Below are 18,295 nucleotides of genomic sequence, written 5' to 3' on the forward strand. Positions count from 1 at the left end.
GCTTGTAGCGTATAGTAAGTAGGGGGTAGCCGCCATCGTGCGCGCTACCCCCTACTTGCTAAAAGCTACTTGCTAACAAAAACCCTCCACTCCCATGGCCCCAGTGCCACCTCTTCCCCCTCGGAGATTTCCTGCTCGGTACCCGTCATGCCGTCGGTGTATACCCCGGGATACAGGCTTTCGGAAAAACGTACCACCCGCGCTTCGCCGCAGAAATTGAAGAGGGCGAAGACCTTGCCGTTATCGTCCTGCCGCACGAAGCTGAGGACCTCGGATTCGTAGTTATTGGGGACGCGGATCATCGTAGCGCCCCAGGGCGGGTTGGCCAGGGCCGTGTTTGCCTTCCGTATGGCGATGAGCTTACGGAAAAGGTCGCCGAAGGCGTGCTCCTGCCACTCGATCGGGTCGCGGCGGAAGAAAGCCAGCCGGTTGTCCAGGCCGGCTTCCTGTCCGTTGTGAATCAGCGGTATCCCCTCGCCCAGGAAGGACAGTGCGATACAGGACTCCAGGCCATCGCCCAGCATTTCGTACATGGTGCCCTCCCAGGCATTTTTATCGTGATTGTCGGTAAAGGTGAGCCGCATGGCGGCCTCCGGCCAGGCCCGCTCGTTCCAGGAGTAATAGACGAACAGGGCACCGACCCCCTCCTTGCCGTGGGTGATGCGATGCAGCGTTTCGTGCCAGCTCCAGGCGTAGGTGGCGTCGAAGGCCCTGCGGTGCAGGTCGCGGGCTTCCCACTCGGCCAGCATGAAGACGGGCTTGATGGCATCCAGGCTTTCGCGCGCGGATTCCCAGAAATCAACCGGCACGTAGCCCGCCACGTCGCAGCGGTAGCCGTCGATGTCGCACTCGCGGACCCAGTACTCCATCGCTTCGCGCATGTAGGTGCGTACGCCTTCCTGCTTGTAGTCTAGGTCGATGATGTCCGACCAGTCCCACCAGGGCGTGGGCCGGAAGTCACCCTTGTAGTCGCGGGCGTACCATTCCGGGTGCTCGTCGACCAGGACGTTGTCCCAGGCCGTGTGGTTGGCGACCCAGTCGAGGATGACCCGCAGGCCCTGCTCGTGGGCCTGGGTGACGAAGGACTTGAAGTCGTCCAGCGTCCCGAACTCCTCGTTGACGCCGTAGTAGTCGCGGATCGAGTACGGGCTGCCCAGTTCACCCTTGCGGTTCTTCTCGCCGATGGGGTGGATGGGCATGACCCACAGGATGTCAACTCCCAGTTCTCGGAGGCGGGGCAGTTCCGCGGCGGCGGCGCGGAAGGTGCCTTCCTCGGTAAACTGACGGGTGTTGATCTGGTATAGGATGGCGTCGCGGGACCAATCGGGGTGCTGCAAGGGAACGGGGGTTTAAGGGCGTGAACGGGTGACCAATGGTGGCGGTCCCGTCTGTATAGTGACGCAGCCGGCCGGAAGTTCTATCTTTCGCAAAAGATCAAGCATGCAACGCAGAAACTTCGTCCGGGCCGCCGCCGCCGCGGGCACCGCCGCCCTCGCCGGGCAGAGCCTCCACGCCCAATCCACTACCCCACCGGCCGCCGGTAAGGAAATCATCGAATGGCGCGTGTACGAAATGGCCTGGGGCGGCAACCAGGGGATGCTCACGACTTACCTGAACGAAAGCCTTGCACCCGCGCTCCGCCGCAAGGGAGCCACGCAGTACCAGCTCTTCCGGGAGTACGGCAAGACGGACCCGGCCAAGCTGCACGTCATGATCGCCTACCCCGACGCCGCCACTTACGTGGCCTGCCAGTCGCTGGGCGACGACTCGGTCTACGCCGTGGCCGCCGAAGCCTACGACGCGGTACCCGCCGACCGACCGATCTACGACCGCTTCTCTTCCTGGCTCATGGACGCCTTCGACGGTATGCCGCAAGCCGTGGCTACTGACGCCGACGCCGGCCTCTTCGAACTCCGCGTTTACCAGGGCTACTCCGAGGACGCCACCCGCCGCAAGATCCGCATGTTCAACGACCACGAGATCCAGATCTTCAAGGATACCGACCTCGATGCCGTCTTCTACGGCGACATGATCGCCGGTCCCTACCGCCCCTGCCTGGTCTACCTGCTGCAGTTCGACGATATGGAAGAGCGCGACGCCAACTGGGGCAAGTTCGGCAGCCACCCCGAGTGGACCCGCATCAAGGACCTGCCGGAGTTCGCCAACTCGGTATCCAATATCCTGCGCACCTTCCTGGTGCCGGCCTAGGACCGGGGGGCTACTCCTGCAACGCCTGCCGCAGGGCCTTATCGAACAGTCCGAAGGCTTCCAGCTGGGGCAGGTGGCCAATGTTGGCCAGTTCGATGAGTTCGGCGTCGGGGATCCGGTCCGCGACCTCCTGGCCCAGCACGTCGTAGCGGCCCATGGTCGCCGCCACCTCTTCACTCACCAGGTTCTTGCCCAGGGCCGTGCGGTCGCGGGTCCCGATGATCAGGACGGTAGGTACCCGCAGCTCCCCGAACTCGTAGACCACCGGCTGGGTAAAGATCATGTCGTAGGTCACGGCCGCGTTCCAGGCTACCTGCTGGTAGTCGGGGTGGCGGGTCCAGCCGGCCAGCAGCTCCACGGGGGGATCGTAGCGGGGGTACCAGTTGCCGGCGTAGTAGCTCTCGCGCATGTATTCCTTGATAGAGGTGTAGTCCTTCTGCATTTCACCGCGGTACCAGTCTTCGACGGTCTGGTAGGGAACCTTCAGTTTCCAGTCCTCCAGCCCGATGGGGTTGACCAGGATCAGGCGATCCGTCGCCTCCGGGTACATCAGGGCGAAGCGGGTGGCGAGCATGCCGCCCATGGAATGGCCGAGGATGATGGCCCGGTCGACCTCCAGGGAAGTGAGCAGCGCGCGGGTATTGTGGGCCAGCTGCTGGAAGGTAAACTGGTAGCGGGCGGGCTTGCTCGACTTGCCGAAGCCGATCTGGTCCGGCACGATCACGCGGTAGCCCTCCTCAAGCAGGAAGGTCATCGTTTCGCCCCAGTATGCCCCGTTGAAGTTTTTCCCGTGCAGCAGGACGATGGTGCGCCCGTTGGCTTCACCGGTCGGTGCTTCGTCCATGTACGCCATCTCCAGTTCCTGAAACTGGCTCGAGAAGGTGTACATTTCGGTCGGATAGGGGTAGTCATAGTCGCTCAGCCGGGGATCGAGCGATCGGATGGAGTCGGACTGAGCGGTCAGCCCGGTGGCCCACAGGAGAGGGAGCAGAACGAGGAGGTGGCGGATCATCGGAGGTATTTCCCCGTGCAACCCCTACCCCACCACCCAAAGTTCAATTCAGGGGTAAACCCGGCACTCGGGCAGGGCGCGGCGGATGCGCTCCACTTCCCCTGCGCGTAGCGGATTACCGGTCAGCACCAGGGTACGCAGCGCGCGCCAACCGGTGAGGTCGGCCGGTAGCTCGGTCAGGTCGTTATCTGCCAGGATCAGCAGCTCCAGCGCGCCCAGGTCGGTGAGGGCGGCGGGTAGTTCGGTCAGTTCGTTGTCGGTGAGCACCAGGGAGCGCAGACCGGTCAGGCGACCCAGTGCGGCGGGCAGGGTACGCAGGCGATTGGCCTCCAGGTTGAGTTCCGTCAGGGCTTCCAGCTGTTCCCAGCGGGCGTCCGCCTCCCGTAGCTGGTTGTAGCCCAGGTTCAGGTGGGTGAGGCGGCGCAGGCGGTGCAGGTCGGCGGGCAGGCGGCTGAGTTGGTTGCCGCTCAGGTCGAGCAGCGCGAGCCGGCGGCAGCGGGCCAGCTCGGGCGGCAGCCGGTCGAGCTCGTTGAGCCCGAGGTGCAGGTAGGTCAGGCGGCGCAGGCGGCCAATCGCCGGGGGCAGCGCCTTCAGGTGGTTGTGGGTCAGGTCGAGGCGGGTGAGGCGGCGCAGGTCGCCCAGGGCGGCGGGCAGCTCGCGCAGGGCGTTCTCCTGTAGGTTCAGGATCTCGAGGCGGCGCAGGCCGTTGAGGCGGTCGTCCCAGTGTTCCAGGCCATTGCGCATCAGGCTGAGGTAGGTGAGGTCGTGCAGGTCTTCGGTGCCTGCGGGCAGGCGGAAGAGGTGGTGGTCGCGCAGGTTGAGCTGGCGGGCGGCGGGGCGGGCGCGGGCGGCCGTAGCCACTTCCTCGTATACGGGTAAATCGGTGTTCGCGTACTGGGCGGCGAGCGCGGGTGCGGCGAACAGGGCGAGCAGGAGTAGGAATTGGTTCATACGGAAATGAAAAGTGCCCGAGCGGGCCGGCGGACCGGCCCGTCGGGCAGCTAAAAAGACTGTGCGCGCTTAGCGGCTGAAGTGGATCAGGCGGTGGGTGACCCGGTCGCCGGTGGAAATCTTAAGTACGACCAACTGGTTGGCCGTGCCGTGGCGGGCGATGTCGTAGGTCCAGGTGCGCGCGCCCGTGGAGCCACTGACGCGGTCGAGGCGGGTGAGCATCCGGCCCTGTACGTCGTAGAGGGAGAAGGTCAGGTCGAGGCCGTCGGTGTCCTCCATGCGGATGGACAACTGACCGGTCGTCGGGTTAGGGAACACCGAGAGGCCGGTGGCCGCCGCGAGTTCGTCGACGCCGGTGGAGTTGACCACCTCGATGTACTGCTCCCGTACCAGGGTGTCACCGCCCTGGCCGTTGGTGGCCGTGAGCTGTACCCGGTAGAAACCCAGCCCGTCGTAGCGTACGCTGACGATGGAGTCGGTAGCGATGGCGGGTACGCCGCCGTCGAAGACCCACTGCCGCTCGGTCACTCCGTTGATGCTTAGGTCGGTGAAGGTGACCTGTTCGCCCTGCTTGACCTGCTGCACGTCGGATACGAAATCCACGACCGGCGCCTGCTCGCCGAGCTCCGCCCCGACCGAGAAGACCACCGAAGCCGAAGCGTCGAAGGCGATCTCCTCACCCGTGGCGTCCTCCTGGGGCTGGTTGGCTCCGCTGGGGTGCTGTACGCTGAAGAAGCCGAAGCGGTAATCGGGGCTGAAGGTGAGGCCGGTGGGTTCCGAGCCTACGGGCATGCTGGCAAACAGTTCCACCTTGGGGGCGGCCTGGGTGTGGTCCGGGCGGATCATCCAGATGTAGTTGTTACCGCCGTCCTGCAGTACCCACAGGTTGCCGCGGTCGTCGAAGGTCAGGTTGTCGTTGCCGCCGCCCCAGGGCTCGACGAACACGCCGTCGACGGTGTTGAGCACGTAGCTCATGCCGCCCACGAAGGTCTGGAAGTCGGTGACGCCGTTGGGGCCGTCGGTGAAGCGGTAGGTACGGCTGGCGCCCTTCGCAGCGAAGTAGATCTGGCCGGTGAGGGGGTTGACCTCCACGTCCTCGATGCCGTTGAAGTTGGTGGCTCCGAGGGCGATCGCCAGGGCCCGCGTATTGTTGCGGTCCTCCTTGGTGGTGTTGGGGACCTCGACCCAGGTACCGGTGGTTCCGTTGGGTTCGTAGCCCTCCAGGCCGGCGTCCAGCACGAGGGTGTACAGGGTACCGCTGGTGAGGTCGCGGGGGCTATCGGCTACGAACTTGAAGAGCGCGCTGGAGCCGCCGTCCTCCCCGGTGAAGAGGGTGACCTCGTCGTCCAGGATCAGGGCGTTCTCGTGGCTGATATTGCCGATGGCCCACAGTTTTTCCTGCTTGCCGTTGCCGTACTCGCGGACGCGGGCGGTGACCGGGTCGATCTCTACGAGCCAGCCCACGTCGGTGTAGCCGTCGCCGTTGGCGTCGCCGGCGTTGCCGGTTTCCTCGGCCGTAATGACCGTCCCCCAGGGGGTGATGCCGCCCGAGCAGTTACGGGTGGTGGTGACGAGGTCATCGTTGTAGAAGTCTACGGCCTGGGAGCTGTCGATCTGCCAGAGGCGGGCGCCGGCTTCGTAGTGTAGCCCCACCATAGAAACCCCGCCGGGGGTGTTCTCGTGGTTGATGCTCAGGTAGCCTACCTCACTGCTGCCCTCGATGGGTACGTAGGCGGTGAAGTCGTGGTTGCCGGGTACGGTCCCGCCGCCGATGGTGTATGCGGTGCCCTGCTTGTGCAGCTGCTGAAAGCGGTGGCTGGCGTCGGGAATGATCAGGTTGGTCGTCTGGGCCGTGGGGGCGATCGACGTGAAACATCCGATGTGGTCCTCGCCTTCGGCGCAGCCGAGGGCCGGCGGATTGACCACGGGAGCGTCATCGAGGTAGAGGTCAAACACCAGGTCCGAGCTGTTCGGGGTAGCCTGGTGGATTTCCACGGCCAGGGTGTTCACCCCCGGGCGGAAGGCGTTCGGCAGCAGGGTGGTCGTCACGTAGTCCTCTTCCTGGCTACCGCCGATGGTCGCCGTCGCGTAGGTGAGGTAGTCGACGGTGTCGCCGGCCGGCAGGTTGCTGCGCAGTACCTCGGTTCCGTTGAGGTATACGATGGCCCCGTCGTCACGCCGCAGGCCCAGCTGGATGCTGTCGGGCAGACTGGCCGGGTCGATATCGATCTCGCGGCGGAAGTAGGTGGTGACGTAGCGGTCGGCCTCGTTGGGTCCGAAATCGAGTTGGGTAGCGACCGGGCCCCCGTAGCCCAGCGGGCCGTAACCCCACTCCCAGGCGTCGTCAAAGCGGGCGTAGGTCGTATCCTTCCAGGCCACGGTGTCGAGGGAACGGCCCTTGTCGAGATAGTGCCAGGCCGAGCCCTTGGCCAGGGGGTAAGTTGCCGGCTCCAGGGGGGGCAGGGTGAAGTCCACCTTAATGTCGAAGGCCAGGTCGTCGCTGGTCGGGTCTGACTGGTGCAGCTCCACGGCGATCACGTTGGTACCGTCGGTGAGCAGGTTACCGGTCTTGGTTTCAAAGTAGGCTTGCTCGGCCGGCCCGGCCACGTTGTTCTGGGCGTAGTCGTCGAAGGTTACCGGTCCCACCCGCATGTTCTGGCGGAAGGCTTCGGTGCCGTTGACGTATACGATCACGCCGTCGTCGCGCAGCACGTCGAAGAGCAGGCTGTCGTACTGACTGGCGTTCTCCACTTCGAAGGTGTGGCGGAAGTAGGTCGTTACGTGCCGGTTGAGGGTATCGTTGCCGAAGCTGATCTCGGTGGAAACGTCGTCGCCGTAGCCGAGCACGGCATCGCCGTAGGCCCAGTCGGCGTCGTCATAATCGGGGGCGAACCAGGCCTCGCCGTCGAGGGGTACGCCGCTGTCCAGGTACTTCCAGGACGAGCCGGCGGCGATGGGGAAGTCACCGGGCTGGTAGGCCAGCGGGGGGTAGTAGGTTACCACCAGCTTGGCGCTGGCCTCGGGGCTTTTGTCGTAGCTCTGTGCCGTGCGCTTTCCGGTATTGCCGGCGTAGCCGGGTACGTTGAGGAACACAGGGTCGACCAGGCCGATCAGCACGGGGTTGCCGCTGCGCCAGTCCTCGCGGTTGATTACGGCCTGCAACGACCCGGACAGGTCGGGGGTACGCTGGTTAGGTCCGGCCACGTCTACCGTGGGCCAGTCGGGCAGATCGTCCCAGAAGACTTCCAGGCCGAAGTCGCGCGTGGTGGGGTCGAAGGTGCTGCCCATCGGAGCCGGGTTGCCCGACTGCTCGAAGAGGATCATGGCATCTACGTTCCCGCCCGTAGTTACTTCGTCTACGGTGAACTGAACGTAGGCCTCCCCGATCGTCGATCCGGCCGGCAGGTTCACTTCCGGGAAGCGCAGGCTCACTACCTGCGGGCTACCGTCGGTGGTGATCTCCAGGTCGGAACTGGTCACGTCGGTGGTGTTGCTACTGAGGTTGCGTTCTACGTCGTCGGCACTGGCGGTAAGGGAGAAGGTAGCGGTTACCGCCTCCACGTACTCGACCACCAGCATGGGAGCTTCGGCTGCGGTACCGTCGTAGGACTCCGCGGTGCGCTCGCCGGTACCGGTGAGGATGAAGGAGATAGCGTTGCCGGCGGCCCAGCCGTCGCGGCGGACTACCGCCTGCACCAGGCTGGCCAGGTCAGGAGTGCGCTGGTCCTCCCCGGCATCGCCGGCGGAGGTCCACTCGGGAATGTCGGACCAGCTGACCGTATCGGCCACTACGGCGCGGCTGGAAATGGAGAAGGGCTGCTCATCGAAGGTTGCCGCATCGTCCGTGTCTTCCACCATGATGAATACGGTGCCGTCCAGGTTGTCGGTTTCGTCCACTGTGAACTGCAGGTAGGCGTTGGTGATGAAGGCACCGGCGGGCACCTGCAGGCCGGGGAAGCGCAGTCCGATGTACTGGTTGTTGCCGTCGCGCGTCAATTCGACGTCGGAGCTGCCCAGGTCCATGGCTCCGGGGTTGGAGGCGTCGGCGCCGGCCTCTTCGGCGTCGTCGCTCGTGGCCGCGATGCGCACGGAGGTATACTGTAGCTGGGCGGACATCCCCGCCGAAGCGAGTACGAGCAGCAATAGGGTGAGATAAGTAGTTCTTGGGAACATAAAGCTGGGTTGATTTGAGAAAGCTCAAATATCCCCGGCCCAAGTGACCTGTGAATTAAGACAACATTAAGTGAATTGATTTCACAGTTTATTAATGTCGTTTACTTTCCGTTCACCCTGGTTTCCGAAAGACCTGCCGGGTCGGGCACATCGGTCAGGGCTTCCAGGAAAGCTACCAGGGCCTGCTTTTCCTCCCCTGACAATTGCAATGGATCGGGGGGAAGCGTCTGATTGCTTACCGCAAGCCCCAGGCCTTCCCCCCCGCCCCGGTCGTAGAAGTCGACCACGAGGTCGAGGCTGTGGTAGGCCCCGTTGTGAAAGTAGGGGGCCGTCACGGCGGCGTTGCGCACCGTCGGCGTCTTAAAGGAGCGTTCGTAGATCCAGACGGCCTCGTGGGCCAGTCCGCCGGCGGCGCGCCCGCGGTCGGGATCGAGGGTTTTCGTCCAGGCGTGGGGATCGGCGGGTACCCCGAGGATCTCGCTCTCGTTCTCGGCGAAGGCCGGCGGTACGAGTCCGGCGAAGGTGGGTGCGAAGTGGCAGGTACCGCAGGCGGCTTTCCCCATGAACAGGTTGTAGCCCACCTGGGCGGCGGGGTCGAGATCGTCGGTTTCCCCACGGGCGTAGCGGTCGAAGGGGCTGTTGAAAGAGCGCAGCGAAAGGACGTAGCTGGCGAGGGCCGCACTGAAGGTTGCGTGATCGATAGGACGCCGATCGCGAAAGGCGACGCGGAAACGGTGGCGGTACGCGTCGTCCGCGCGCAGTTTTTCCACGATACCCGCGTAGTCGGTATCAAATTCGCCGTGGTCGTAGATCACGTGCTCCGCTTGCTGCTCGAGCGAAAAGGCGCGCAGGTCATAGAAATAGCGGTCGGCGTACACGGCGTTCATCAGCGTTGGGGCGTTGCGCGCCCGGGTACCGTCGGCCCCGTCGGTGAAGCCCCGCTCCGGTTGGTGACAGCTGGCACAACTCAGCGTGCCCGACCGGCTCAGGCCGGCGTCGTAGAACAGTTCCCGCCCCAGGGCGCGCAGGGCGGGGTTGTCTTCCCCGGCGGTGAGCTCGGTATAGGCGTAGGGGTCGAGAAAGTCGTCGGCGTAGAGGAGGGTCTGCCCGCGGGGGTCGCGGCCGGTCGGGAAGCGTACCGCGGCGGGCAGACCGGCCTGCCGTTGCAGCTCGCCCAGCCCCCGGTAAATGCCGTTGAGGTGATCGCGCTGGAAAGCCAATCGGTCGAAGGCGGCAAAGTCGGTGGCGTGCTCGAGCGCGGCCGCCGCCGCGGTGAGTTGCGATAGCACGGCGGCGTGGGCGGGCCATACGTCGAGTTGTTGCTGCTCCGCCAGCACCCCGGCCAGGGCCTGCAGCGATGCCCGAGATTCGCTAATTCCCGCCAACGAACCCGGCGTGTCGAAGCCGGTCAGGTAGAGGGTGGGAATACGGACGAGCTCCGTGCGCAGGGCTTCGACGACCTCGTCCAGGGGGTACGGGCGGGCGGCCACCTCTGCGGCGAGCAGTACGGCCTGGTTGTGCAGTTGCCGGGCCAGCGTGAGGAGCTGCTGCGCGTTGGGCGCATCGGCGTAGGCGAGCTCATCGAGTACCTGCAGGCCCTCCGGCGGCTCCACGGTGGAGTGGGTGCCGTACTTCTCGGCCTTAAGCAGGGGCGCGCCATTGAAGTGCTTCGTCGCGAAGGAGGGATAGTAGAACTCGGTTAGCCACGCGGTCCGCTTGTAGGCGCGGCGGGCCTCCCCTACCGCTGCCCGCAGTTCGGCTGCGGTGGCGGTACCGGCGCGGTAGGCGGCGGCCGTATTTACCAGGGCCGCCGCGCGGTCCACGAACCCGGCGTAGGCGGCGGGCTCCCCCTGCGCGTACGGGAGGGTGCGGGCGGCCGGCGCGAGGATAAACAGTACGGCCACTGGCAGAAAAAGGAGCATACGCTTCATGGGCCCCAAGGTATCCGGCCCGCTTTACCTGGGGGTTAAGCGTACATCAACCTTGCGTAACGCTATGCCGTCCGGATCGGTACCGGAAAGAAAGATACCGGGGTTACACCGGTGATTTGGTTTAATACACCGGGCGGTATATCTTTGCCGCCGCTTACACGAATCGCGGGGCCCGGGCCGCGCGATGGAGTGAAATGGCGCGGTAGCTCAGCCGGTTAGAGCGCAGGATTCATAATCCTGAGGTCGGGTGTTCGAGTCACCCTCGCGCTACTAGGAAAAAGCCCCCCCGATCGGTGATCGGGGGGGCTTTTCGGTTTAGGCCACCTGTTCGGCAATGGCCCGGATGGTGGAGCTGTCCCCCATCGTATAGTAATGGAGGCAGGGCACGCCCCGCTCCTTGAGTTCCTTGCTCTGGGCGGTGCACCACTCGATGCCTACCTGGGTACGGGCCTCGGCGTCTTTGGCCTTGGTCATTTCGGATACCAGCGCATCGGGCAGGTCGACGTGGAAGAGGCGCGGCAGGGAGTTGAGCTGGTACAGCTTGGTGACGGGCTTCAGGCCCGGTACGATGGGCACGTTGATGCCGACCTTGCGGCAGGCGTCGACGTAGTCGAAGTACTTCTGGTTGTCGAAGAACATCTGGGTGACGATATAGTCGGCCCCGGCCTCTACCTTCTGCTTTACGTAGCGCAGGTCGTGCTCGAGGTTGGCGGCCTCAAAGTGCTTTTCGGGGTAGCCGGCCACGCCGACGCAGAAGTTGGTCTTGCTGGCGTGCTCGTCCTTGACGAGCTCGTCGAGGTAGTGTCCCTGGTTCATGTCGACGATTTGTCCTACCAGCTCACAGGCGAAATGGTGTCCTTCCTTCTCCGGCACGAAGCGGCCTTCGAACTTGCGGGCGTCGCCGCGGAGGGCCAGGACGTTCTGTACGTCGAGGAAGGCCAGGTCGATCAGGGCGTTCTCGGTATCCTGCTTGGTGAAGCCGCCGCAGAGCAGGTGGGGTACGGCATCCACCCCGTAGCGGTGCATAATCGCCGCGCAGATACCGACGGTACCGGGGCGCTTGCGGATGGCGGTCTTCTCGTAGTAGCCACTGGGGCGCTTCTTGTAAACGTACTCCTCGCGGTGGTAGGTCACGTCGATGAACGGCGGCTCGAACTCCATCAGGGGGTCGAGGGTATCGAAGATGGCCTGCATACTTCCGCCCTTGAGGGGGGGCAGTACTTCAAAACTGATAAGGGTCTGGCCTTCGGCCCGTTCAAAATGTTCGGTAACGCGCATAGGTAGAGTCAGTCGCTTCGCTCCTGGCGGTAGCGTTCCCTTCGGTCACGGTAGAAGCTGCCGCCAGTAGAGTCAGTCGCTTCGCTCCTGACGGTAGAGGCTTCGCCGATAGGGGTTTGTGAGTAATCTATTACGAAAGCGAAGGTAAATAGTTGCGGTTTTATAGTCAGCCCTTACACAGCTATTACAAAGGATTGAAATCTACCCCACCTATACCGACGGGAGCAACGCGACCCGGCGTCTATTGCGAGCAACGCGAGCTTCTACCAGCCAAAAGTGCAGCGACCCGGCGTCTACTAAAGTGCAGCGTAAAGATCCTCCCACCCTTTCCGGTTCCGCACCACCACGTCCAGATATTCCCGCCAGACGGCACCGTCCTGCGCGGGATCCTTGACGACGGCCCCCGACAGGCTGGCCGCCAGGTACTCGGTGGCAATATCGCCCGTACCGAAGTGGTAACTGAGGGCGCGGCTCTGGTTGATGACCGAGATGGCCTCCGCCGTAGAGAGCGTGGAGCTGGGCGACTTCAGCTGGGTACGGCCGTCTTCGGTGCGGCCGCTGCGCAGCTCGCGGAAGATGGTCACCAGCCGGGTAATTTCGGCGGCGGCGTCCTGCTGTACGGGAGGAAGCTGCATTCGCTCGGCGGCGGCGCGACTGCGATCGGTGACGATCCGTACCTCCTCCTCGAGGGTAGCGGGCAGGGGCATGACCACGGTGTTGAAGCGGCGGCGGAGGGCGCTGGAGAGTTCGTTCACGCCCCGGTCGCGGTCGTTGGCGGTGGCGATCACGTTAAAGCCGCGCCGTGCCTGGGTCTCGCGGCCAAGTTCGGGAATGGGCAGGATCTTTTCGGAAAGTACGGTTATGAGGGCGTCCTGCACGTCGCTGGGTACGCGGGTAAGTTCCTCTATCCGGACCAGCTTGCCCTCCCGCATGCCCACCATCACCGGGGAAGGCACCAAAGCCGACTCGCTGGGGCCTTCGGAGAGCAGCCGCGCGTAGTTCCAGCCGTACCGGAGGGCATCTTCGCTCATACCGGCGGTCCCCTGTACGAGCAGGGTGGAATCGCCGCTGATCGCCGCGGTGAGGTGCTCGCTCACCCAGGTTTTGGCCGTACCGGGCACGCCGACGAGCAACAGGGCCCGGTCGGTGACCAGGCTGGCCACGGCCACTTCGATAAGGCGGCGGTCGCCGAAATACTTCGTAGTGATCTCGGTGCCGTCCTCCAGGGTGTCGCCCATGATGTAGCGCACCACGGCGCGGGGACTCAGCCGCCAGCCGTCGGGGCGCACGGCGGTGTCCGCGGCCGCCAGTGCGGTTAGCTCGGAGGCGTAGGCATCCTCGGCGTGGGGGCGTAAAATGTCTGCTTCGCTCATGCGGTGGGTGGGTCCTAGATGGCCGAAGGTAAGCCGCAGACCGGGCCTTAACGGTCCGTCCGGGCCCGGAACTTGCCGGCGGGGCGGTTGCGGTCCATCAGCAGGGTTGCCAGCCGTTCCTTGCCGTTGAAGAGTTTGACAATGTTTTTCTGGTCGGCGTAGTACTCCGTCAGGACGCTGTTTTCCACCGTGATGCCCTCGGGACCGGTGACTTCTTCGGCGGACAGATAGATCCAGAGTCCGTGCATATCGTCCTCCAGCTCGTAGCCTACTAGCTGTACGGGCAGGGCGCTCCCGTTCCAGTTGATTCCGAAGTGGCGGTCGAGGTAGGCCGTCAGGTAGCGTTCGGTCTCGGCGTGCTCGTCGGGGGTGCCGATTTCCAGGGCGGGTCCGCCGGCGTCGGCGATCGCTAGTTCCAGGTCCTCAACGAAGACCTGCATTTCCACCTGCACCTGCGTCCGGTCGGCGACGTAGCGCACGTTGGTCTTGCTCACGTGGTAATCGTGGACGGGTGGGGCGAAGCAGAGCAGGAAGGCAATCAGGAGAGGCATGGTTCGGGGATTGGGCGGGGCAAAGGTACGGCTTCCCCTACTCCATCCGGTAGTAGACGGCCAGCTGTAGGCTGTCGGCTACGGGCGTACCCTGCCGAACGGCCGGGGTGAATCCGATATCGACCAGGTAGCGCCCCATGCGCTCGGTCTCCTCAATGAGTGCCCGGTCGGCGTTCACCTTCATTTGCCCGGAGACGGTCGCGCCGGCGGTCCGGTCGGCGGCCACGACGGCCAGGTTGATGGGATTGGCCGGCTTGGTGGAGGCGGTGAGGGGGACGGCGGTCCAGGTGGAGGCTCCGGAAGGGTCGATGGTGATCGTCAGCAGGTAGGCACCGCCGCGGCGGGCCTCCTGGGCCACCTTCGGGAACTTCACCTGCTCGTAAAAGGTCTGCAGCAGGTGGCGCTGCGGGTTGGTGCCCTCGGGCATTTCGCGGAGGGTCGGCAGGGCGTCACCACTTTGGGCGGCGAGCGGTGCGGTAGTGAGAAAAAACGTCAGGCCTAGCAGGAGGGAAAAGGTAGAAAGTAGCGTGTTCACGGCTTGGTTGGTTCGGTTGGTGGGTTGGGGCTGCTGGGAAACGGATGGCGGGGGCGTCGGGTTGCGGGCCAGTTGAGAGGAACGTCACCCCACCAACCCCGCACCCGCGCGCCGCCGCCCTACTCGATGCCGAAGCGGACGTCAAACTTCAGCAGGGCCGGCACGGGCTGCCCCTCAGACGTGGCCGGACGGAACGGACCGATGGCGCGGAAGGCCCGCTCTACCTCCTCCCGTAGCCCGTGGTCGGCGGTGGCCGGTACCGTGTAGTCGCCCGGGGTATCGGAATATCCGATCACCACCAGCGCCTCGTTACCGGGCGTTCCCTCCGCTCCGGCGGGGGTGACGGACACGCTTTCGACCTCCCCGTCGCGGGTAAGCCGGGCCGCTACGCTCACGGTGCCGGTCGCCCGGGCCTCGCGAGCAACGCTGGGGTAGCGGACCTGGGAGTAGAAGCCGTGCAGAAAGGTGGGAAACTCATCGTTCAGCGGCACGGGGGCCGTGTCGTCGTTTTGCAGTGCCGGCAGGGAGAAATCGCGGGCTGCACTGTTGGGTACGAGTTCTTCCCCGAGGTCCTCGCCGGTGCAGGCGAACAGCAGGGCGGTCAGGAGCAACAGCAGCAGCGTCCCGTGGCGGGGGCGCAGGCGGTGGGTAGGCAGGGAATCGGTCAGCATGGTAATGCGCTTTTTGATGGGTGAAGAAAAGAGGCCGAGCACCGGGCGCGGGGCCAGGGTGGCGTGCAGCAACTGCCGGCCGTAGGTTTTGGCGGGTACTTCCCGGACGACCGCCGCGTCGGCCTCGTATTCGTGGACTTCTGCCAGCAGGCGGGCGTATACCCAGGCAAGGGGATGAAACCAGCAGAGCGCGGTCCCGACCAGCAGCAGCATCCGCTCACGGAAGTGCCCGTGACGGAGGTGGGCGGCCTCGTGGAGCAGGGCGGTGCGTTCAAGTTCGGGCGGCAGCGAAAGGGGCAGGTAGATCCGGCCCAGGGCGGCGTAGGGGCTGTTCACGGTTGGACTGCGCACGACCCGGAATCCGGCGAAGGTCTCCCCGTGGCCGGCGGCGGGGCGCAGGTGCCGGGCCAGCCGGTAGAGGGACATTCCCAGGATCAGCGCGGCAACGCCCAGCCAGACGAGCAGCGCCAACTGGCCGTAACTCAGTGCGGGGGCGGCAGCGGCAGATGGTTGGGCAGCCGCGGATGCTGCGGGCACCATATAATCGATGAGCCGGGCAGGCAGCCGGGCCGCGGCGGAGGCGTGCAGGTGGATGGACGGCAGGAGCGGCATCGTGACGCCGAGCAAGAACGAAACCAGGAGATAGGCGCGCCGCAGTCGCCACCGATCGCTGCCTTGCAGCACCGCGCGGTAGAAGATAAGGAGGGCCGCCCAGACGAGCGTGGTTTCCAGCAGGTAGCGGATGAGGTTGATGGTCATTCTTCTTCGAGTTGGCGGACGAGGGCGTTGAGCTCGTCCAGGCTGAGGTTTTCGTCCTTGACCAGGTAGCTGACCGCGGCCGACCCGGAGCCTCCGAAAAAGCGCTGGACCAGGCGGCGCAGCCGCTGGCGGCCGTACTGCTCCCGGCTGATGCGTGGGGTATAGACGAAGGTGCGGCCGTATTCGCGGTGGGTGAGGTAGCCGCGCTCGTCGAGGGCCAGCATGAGGGTACTGATGGTGCTGTGGGCGGGTTTCTTGCCGGTCTTGCCCGCGAGGTGGTGGCGCAGGGTACCGACGGTGCATTCGCCGATGTCCCAGACGTGGTGCATCAGTTCTTCCTGGGCTTTGGTTAGTGGCTTCATGGCGCGTTGGTTAACGTAAATATACGTTATGTAACGTAGAGTTGCAAGTTTGGTCCGTACGATTACTGGCCGGTCGACTAGTCGACCGGCCAGTAGCGCACCGGCCAACTACCCACCCGCCACTCCCCACCGGCCCTGCATCTTTTCCGCCCGCCACCCGTTATTTTACCGAATAAACTACCGCGAAATGGCCTTTCTCCGCCTCTTCAAGACCCCCCGCAATCAACAGTTCTCCTACAAGCCCCGCTACTGGGATCCTAAAAAGGAGGAAGCCGAAGAACGGCGGCTCCGCATCGAAACGCTGCAGAACGGCGGCGTCGACGGCATGAAGGAGCGCCTCCGCGGCGGTTTCCGCAAGGGGGCCGGCGGTGAAGCGGCGGGCCGCTACCGCAACGAGCGGGTACGCAAATCCAACCTTAGCCTCGTGATCATCATGATCGTGCTGGCGGTCGTCACCTACATCCTTTATTACGTCTATATGCCCGAGCTGGAGCGGATGATGGGCTAATCTTGCGTACTTTGTGGTTCTCTCAACTGCTGATACCCCGGTATGACGGATAACCTCGTCCACCTCTTACCTGACGCCATAGCCAACCAGATCGCCGCCGGAGAAGTCATCCAGCGACCGGCCAGCGTGGTGAAGGAACTGGTGGAAAACGCCGTCGACGCCGGGGCCGACGAGATCAGCCTCATCGTCAAGGACGCCGGTAAGACCCTCATCCAGGTCATCGACAACGGCTGCGGCATGTCGGAAACCGACGCCCGCATGTCGCTCGAGCGCCACGCCACCTCCAAGCTGCGCACCGCCGACGACCTCTTCACCCTCCATACCATGGGCTTCCGCGGCGAAGCCCTTGCCAGCATCGTCGCCATCGCCCAGCTGGAACTGCGTACGCGGCGGGCACCCGACGAGCTCGGTACCCGCCTGCTGGTCGAAGGCAGCGAGGTCACGGTACAGGAGCCCGTCGCCGCCCCCGCCGGCACCAGCATGGCGGTGCGCAATCTCTTCTACAACGTACCCGCCCGCCGCAACTTCCTGAAAAGCGACTCCGTCGAGATGCGCCACATCCGTGAGGAGTACATCCGCATCGCGCTGGCCCACCCCTCGATCCGCTTCGACCTGCACGTCGACGATAAACTCGACCTGTCCCTTCCCGCCGGCAATGTCCGCCAGCGCATCATCGCCGTCTTCGGCAAGAAGTACCGCGACCTGCTCGTGCCCGTCGAGGAATCCACCGACGTGCTCAGCATCAGCGGCTACGTGGGCAAGCCCGAAGCCGCCCGCAAGAGCAAGGTGGGGCAGTTCTTCTTTATCAACGAGCGGTACATCCGCAGCAGCTACCTCCACCACGCGGTCACCATGGCCTACGACGAGCTGCTGAGCAAGGAGAGCTATCCCTTCTACGTCATCTTCCTGGAGATCGATCCCGCGCGCATCGACGTCAACGTCCACCCCACCAAGCAGGAGATCAAGTTCGAGGACGAGCGCCTCATCTACAACTACCTCAAGGCCACCATCCGCCACGGACTCGGCCGCGCCAGCATCATGCCCACCATCGACTTCGAGTCCGACAACCCCTTCTCCCCTTCCCGCACCCACCTGAAGCCGGCCCACGCCCCCACCGATCCCGACGAGGCGCTGCCCAGCAAGATGAACCGCGAGACGCCGCGTACACCCTCCCAGAATCCGCCCTCGGAGGCCCGCCGTCACGCCAACAATCTGCGCAACTGGGAGCAACTCTACAACAACCTGGAAGTCGAGGTCGACACCGACACCGGTGAGGTACTGCAGAGCCGCATGGGCCGGGAGGAAGAAACCGACACCCCGCCCGTCCACGGCCGTGCGCCCTACCAGCTCCATCAGCGGTACATCGTCAGTGCCATCAAGAGCGGCTGGCTACTGGTCGATCAGCAGGCGGCCCACGAGCGGATCCTCTACGAAAATTTCCTGCGTACGCTGCGCGAAAAGCCGGCCGCTTCCCAGACTTCCCTCTTTCCCCAGACCCTCGACCTGCCCCACGTCGAGGCGGAGCTCATGGCCTCCCTCCTGCCCCAGCTCAACCAGCTCGGCTTCGACCTCGAGGCTTTCGGCGGCGGCAGCTTCATCGTCCGGGGCATCCCCGCGGAGCTCGCCGGCCGCAACAACGAGCTGGAACTGCTCGAGCAGTTGCTGCAGCAGTACAAGTCCAACGTAGACCTCGCCAGCGGCGGCCACGAACGCCTGGCGCGTACCCTCGCCCGCGCCGCGGCCACCAAACGGGGCACCCCGCTCGACGATGCTGAAATGCGGTCGCTGATCGACCGCCTGTTTGCCTGTACGAACTCCCGCACCGCCCCTAACGGCCGGCGCTGCTACGTCCGCTACGAACTCGAAGAGGTGGAGCGGCTGTTCGACGGTCCCGCCTGATCCACCCCGGCCGGTCATTTCGCTATCGGGGCGACCCTGACCCGTGCCGCGGGGAACCGCAGGGCGCCTCCGCGCATTGTGTTA

14 protein-coding genes and 1 tRNA gene are annotated in these 18,295 nt (G+C 64.6%); 4 read left to right on the forward strand and 11 right to left on the reverse strand.

Annotation, left to right across the window (positions count from 1 at the left end; genetic code table 11):
• Window positions 1-65: 65 nt before the first annotated feature.
• A complete protein-coding gene (locus tag DQG19_RS09645) occupies window positions 66-1,337 on the reverse strand; it encodes an alpha-amylase family glycosyl hydrolase (protein WP_198661698.1) in 1,272 nt (423 codons plus the stop codon).
• A gap of 103 nt (window positions 1,338-1,440) precedes the next feature.
• Here DQG19_RS09645 and DQG19_RS09650 point away from each other — a divergent pair, with 103 nt between their 5' ends.
• The gene (locus tag DQG19_RS09650; protein ID WP_116126044.1) at window positions 1,441-2,208 is read left to right on the forward strand and encodes an NIPSNAP family protein; all 768 of its coding nucleotides are present in this window, start codon (window positions 1,441-1,443) and stop codon (window positions 2,206-2,208) included.
• A gap of 10 nt (window positions 2,209-2,218) precedes the next feature.
• Here the strand turns inward: DQG19_RS09650 and DQG19_RS09655 are convergent, their stop codons facing one another.
• From DQG19_RS09655 to DQG19_RS09670, 4 genes are all read right to left on the reverse strand, one after another.
• On the reverse strand, window positions 2,219-3,220 hold the full coding sequence (locus DQG19_RS09655) for an alpha/beta fold hydrolase (protein WP_198661699.1): 1,002 nt from the start codon (window positions 3,218-3,220) through the stop codon (window positions 2,219-2,221).
• 48 nt (window positions 3,221-3,268) lie between these two features.
• Window positions 3,269-4,171 (reverse strand): leucine-rich repeat domain-containing protein, encoded by a 903-nt coding sequence (locus DQG19_RS09660; RefSeq protein WP_116126045.1) that lies wholly within the window; start codon window positions 4,169-4,171, stop codon window positions 3,269-3,271.
• A 69-nt stretch (window positions 4,172-4,240) separates the two neighbouring features.
• On the reverse strand, window positions 4,241-8,344 hold the full coding sequence (locus DQG19_RS09665; protein ID WP_116126046.1) for an alkaline phosphatase PhoX: 4,104 nt from the start codon (window positions 8,342-8,344) through the stop codon (window positions 4,241-4,243).
• 101 nt (window positions 8,345-8,445) lie between these two features.
• Entirely contained in the window at window positions 8,446-10,275 is a 1,830-nt protein-coding gene (locus DQG19_RS09670) for a cytochrome-c peroxidase (RefSeq protein WP_116126047.1), read from the reverse strand.
• A 196-nt stretch (window positions 10,276-10,471) separates the two neighbouring features.
• On the opposite strand from DQG19_RS09670, the gene DQG19_RS09675 reads away from it, so the two are divergent.
• A tRNA-Met gene (locus tag DQG19_RS09675) sits at window positions 10,472-10,545 on the forward strand.
• Between the two features lie 45 nt (window positions 10,546-10,590).
• Here DQG19_RS09675 and metF read toward each other — a convergent pair.
• The 6 genes from metF to DQG19_RS09705 all read right to left on the reverse strand — a co-directional run bounded on the left by metF (window position 10,591) and on the right by DQG19_RS09705 (window position 15,804).
• The gene (gene metF / locus DQG19_RS09680) at window positions 10,591-11,553 is read right to left on the reverse strand and encodes a methylenetetrahydrofolate reductase [NAD(P)H] (protein ID WP_116126048.1); all 963 of its coding nucleotides are present in this window, start codon (window positions 11,551-11,553) and stop codon (window positions 10,591-10,593) included.
• A gap of 296 nt (window positions 11,554-11,849) precedes the next feature.
• Complete coding sequence (locus tag DQG19_RS09685; RefSeq protein ID WP_116126049.1) at window positions 11,850-12,926, reverse strand: ATP-binding protein; 1,077 nt, start codon at window positions 12,924-12,926, stop codon at window positions 11,850-11,852.
• Window positions 12,927-12,973: 47 nt separating this feature from the next.
• Entirely contained in the window at window positions 12,974-13,477 is a 504-nt protein-coding gene (locus tag DQG19_RS09690) for a DUF6702 family protein (protein WP_116126050.1), read from the reverse strand.
• A gap of 37 nt (window positions 13,478-13,514) precedes the next feature.
• Entirely contained in the window at window positions 13,515-14,012 is a 498-nt protein-coding gene (locus tag DQG19_RS09695) for a hypothetical protein (protein WP_116126051.1), read from the reverse strand.
• Between the two features lie 119 nt (window positions 14,013-14,131).
• Window positions 14,132-15,442: a M56 family metallopeptidase gene (locus tag DQG19_RS09700; protein WP_116126052.1), complete on the reverse strand. Its 1,311-nt coding sequence runs from the start codon at window positions 15,440-15,442 to the stop codon at window positions 14,132-14,134.
• Window positions 15,439-15,804, reverse strand: coding sequence for a BlaI/MecI/CopY family transcriptional regulator (locus DQG19_RS09705; protein ID WP_116126053.1), 366 nt, complete (start codon window positions 15,802-15,804; stop codon window positions 15,439-15,441). The genes DQG19_RS09700 and DQG19_RS09705 overlap by 4 nt, the downstream gene beginning before the upstream one ends.
• Window positions 15,805-15,991: 187 nt before the next feature.
• On the opposite strand from DQG19_RS09705, the gene DQG19_RS09710 reads away from it, so the two are divergent.
• Together DQG19_RS09710 and mutL are read left to right on the forward strand one after the other, a co-directional pair.
• Window positions 15,992-16,312: a hypothetical protein gene (locus DQG19_RS09710; RefSeq protein WP_116126054.1), complete on the forward strand. Its 321-nt coding sequence runs from the start codon at window positions 15,992-15,994 to the stop codon at window positions 16,310-16,312.
• A 42-nt stretch (window positions 16,313-16,354) separates the two neighbouring features.
• Window positions 16,355-18,211, forward strand: a complete 1,857-nt coding sequence (mutL, locus tag DQG19_RS09715; protein WP_116126055.1) for a DNA mismatch repair endonuclease MutL — start codon at window positions 16,355-16,357, stop codon at window positions 18,209-18,211.
• Window positions 18,212-18,295 lie beyond the last annotated feature (84 nt).

The sequence above is a fragment of the Lewinella sp. IMCC34183 genome, assembly GCF_003390915.1.
GTDB lineage: Bacteria > Bacteroidota > Bacteroidia > Chitinophagales > Saprospiraceae > Neolewinella.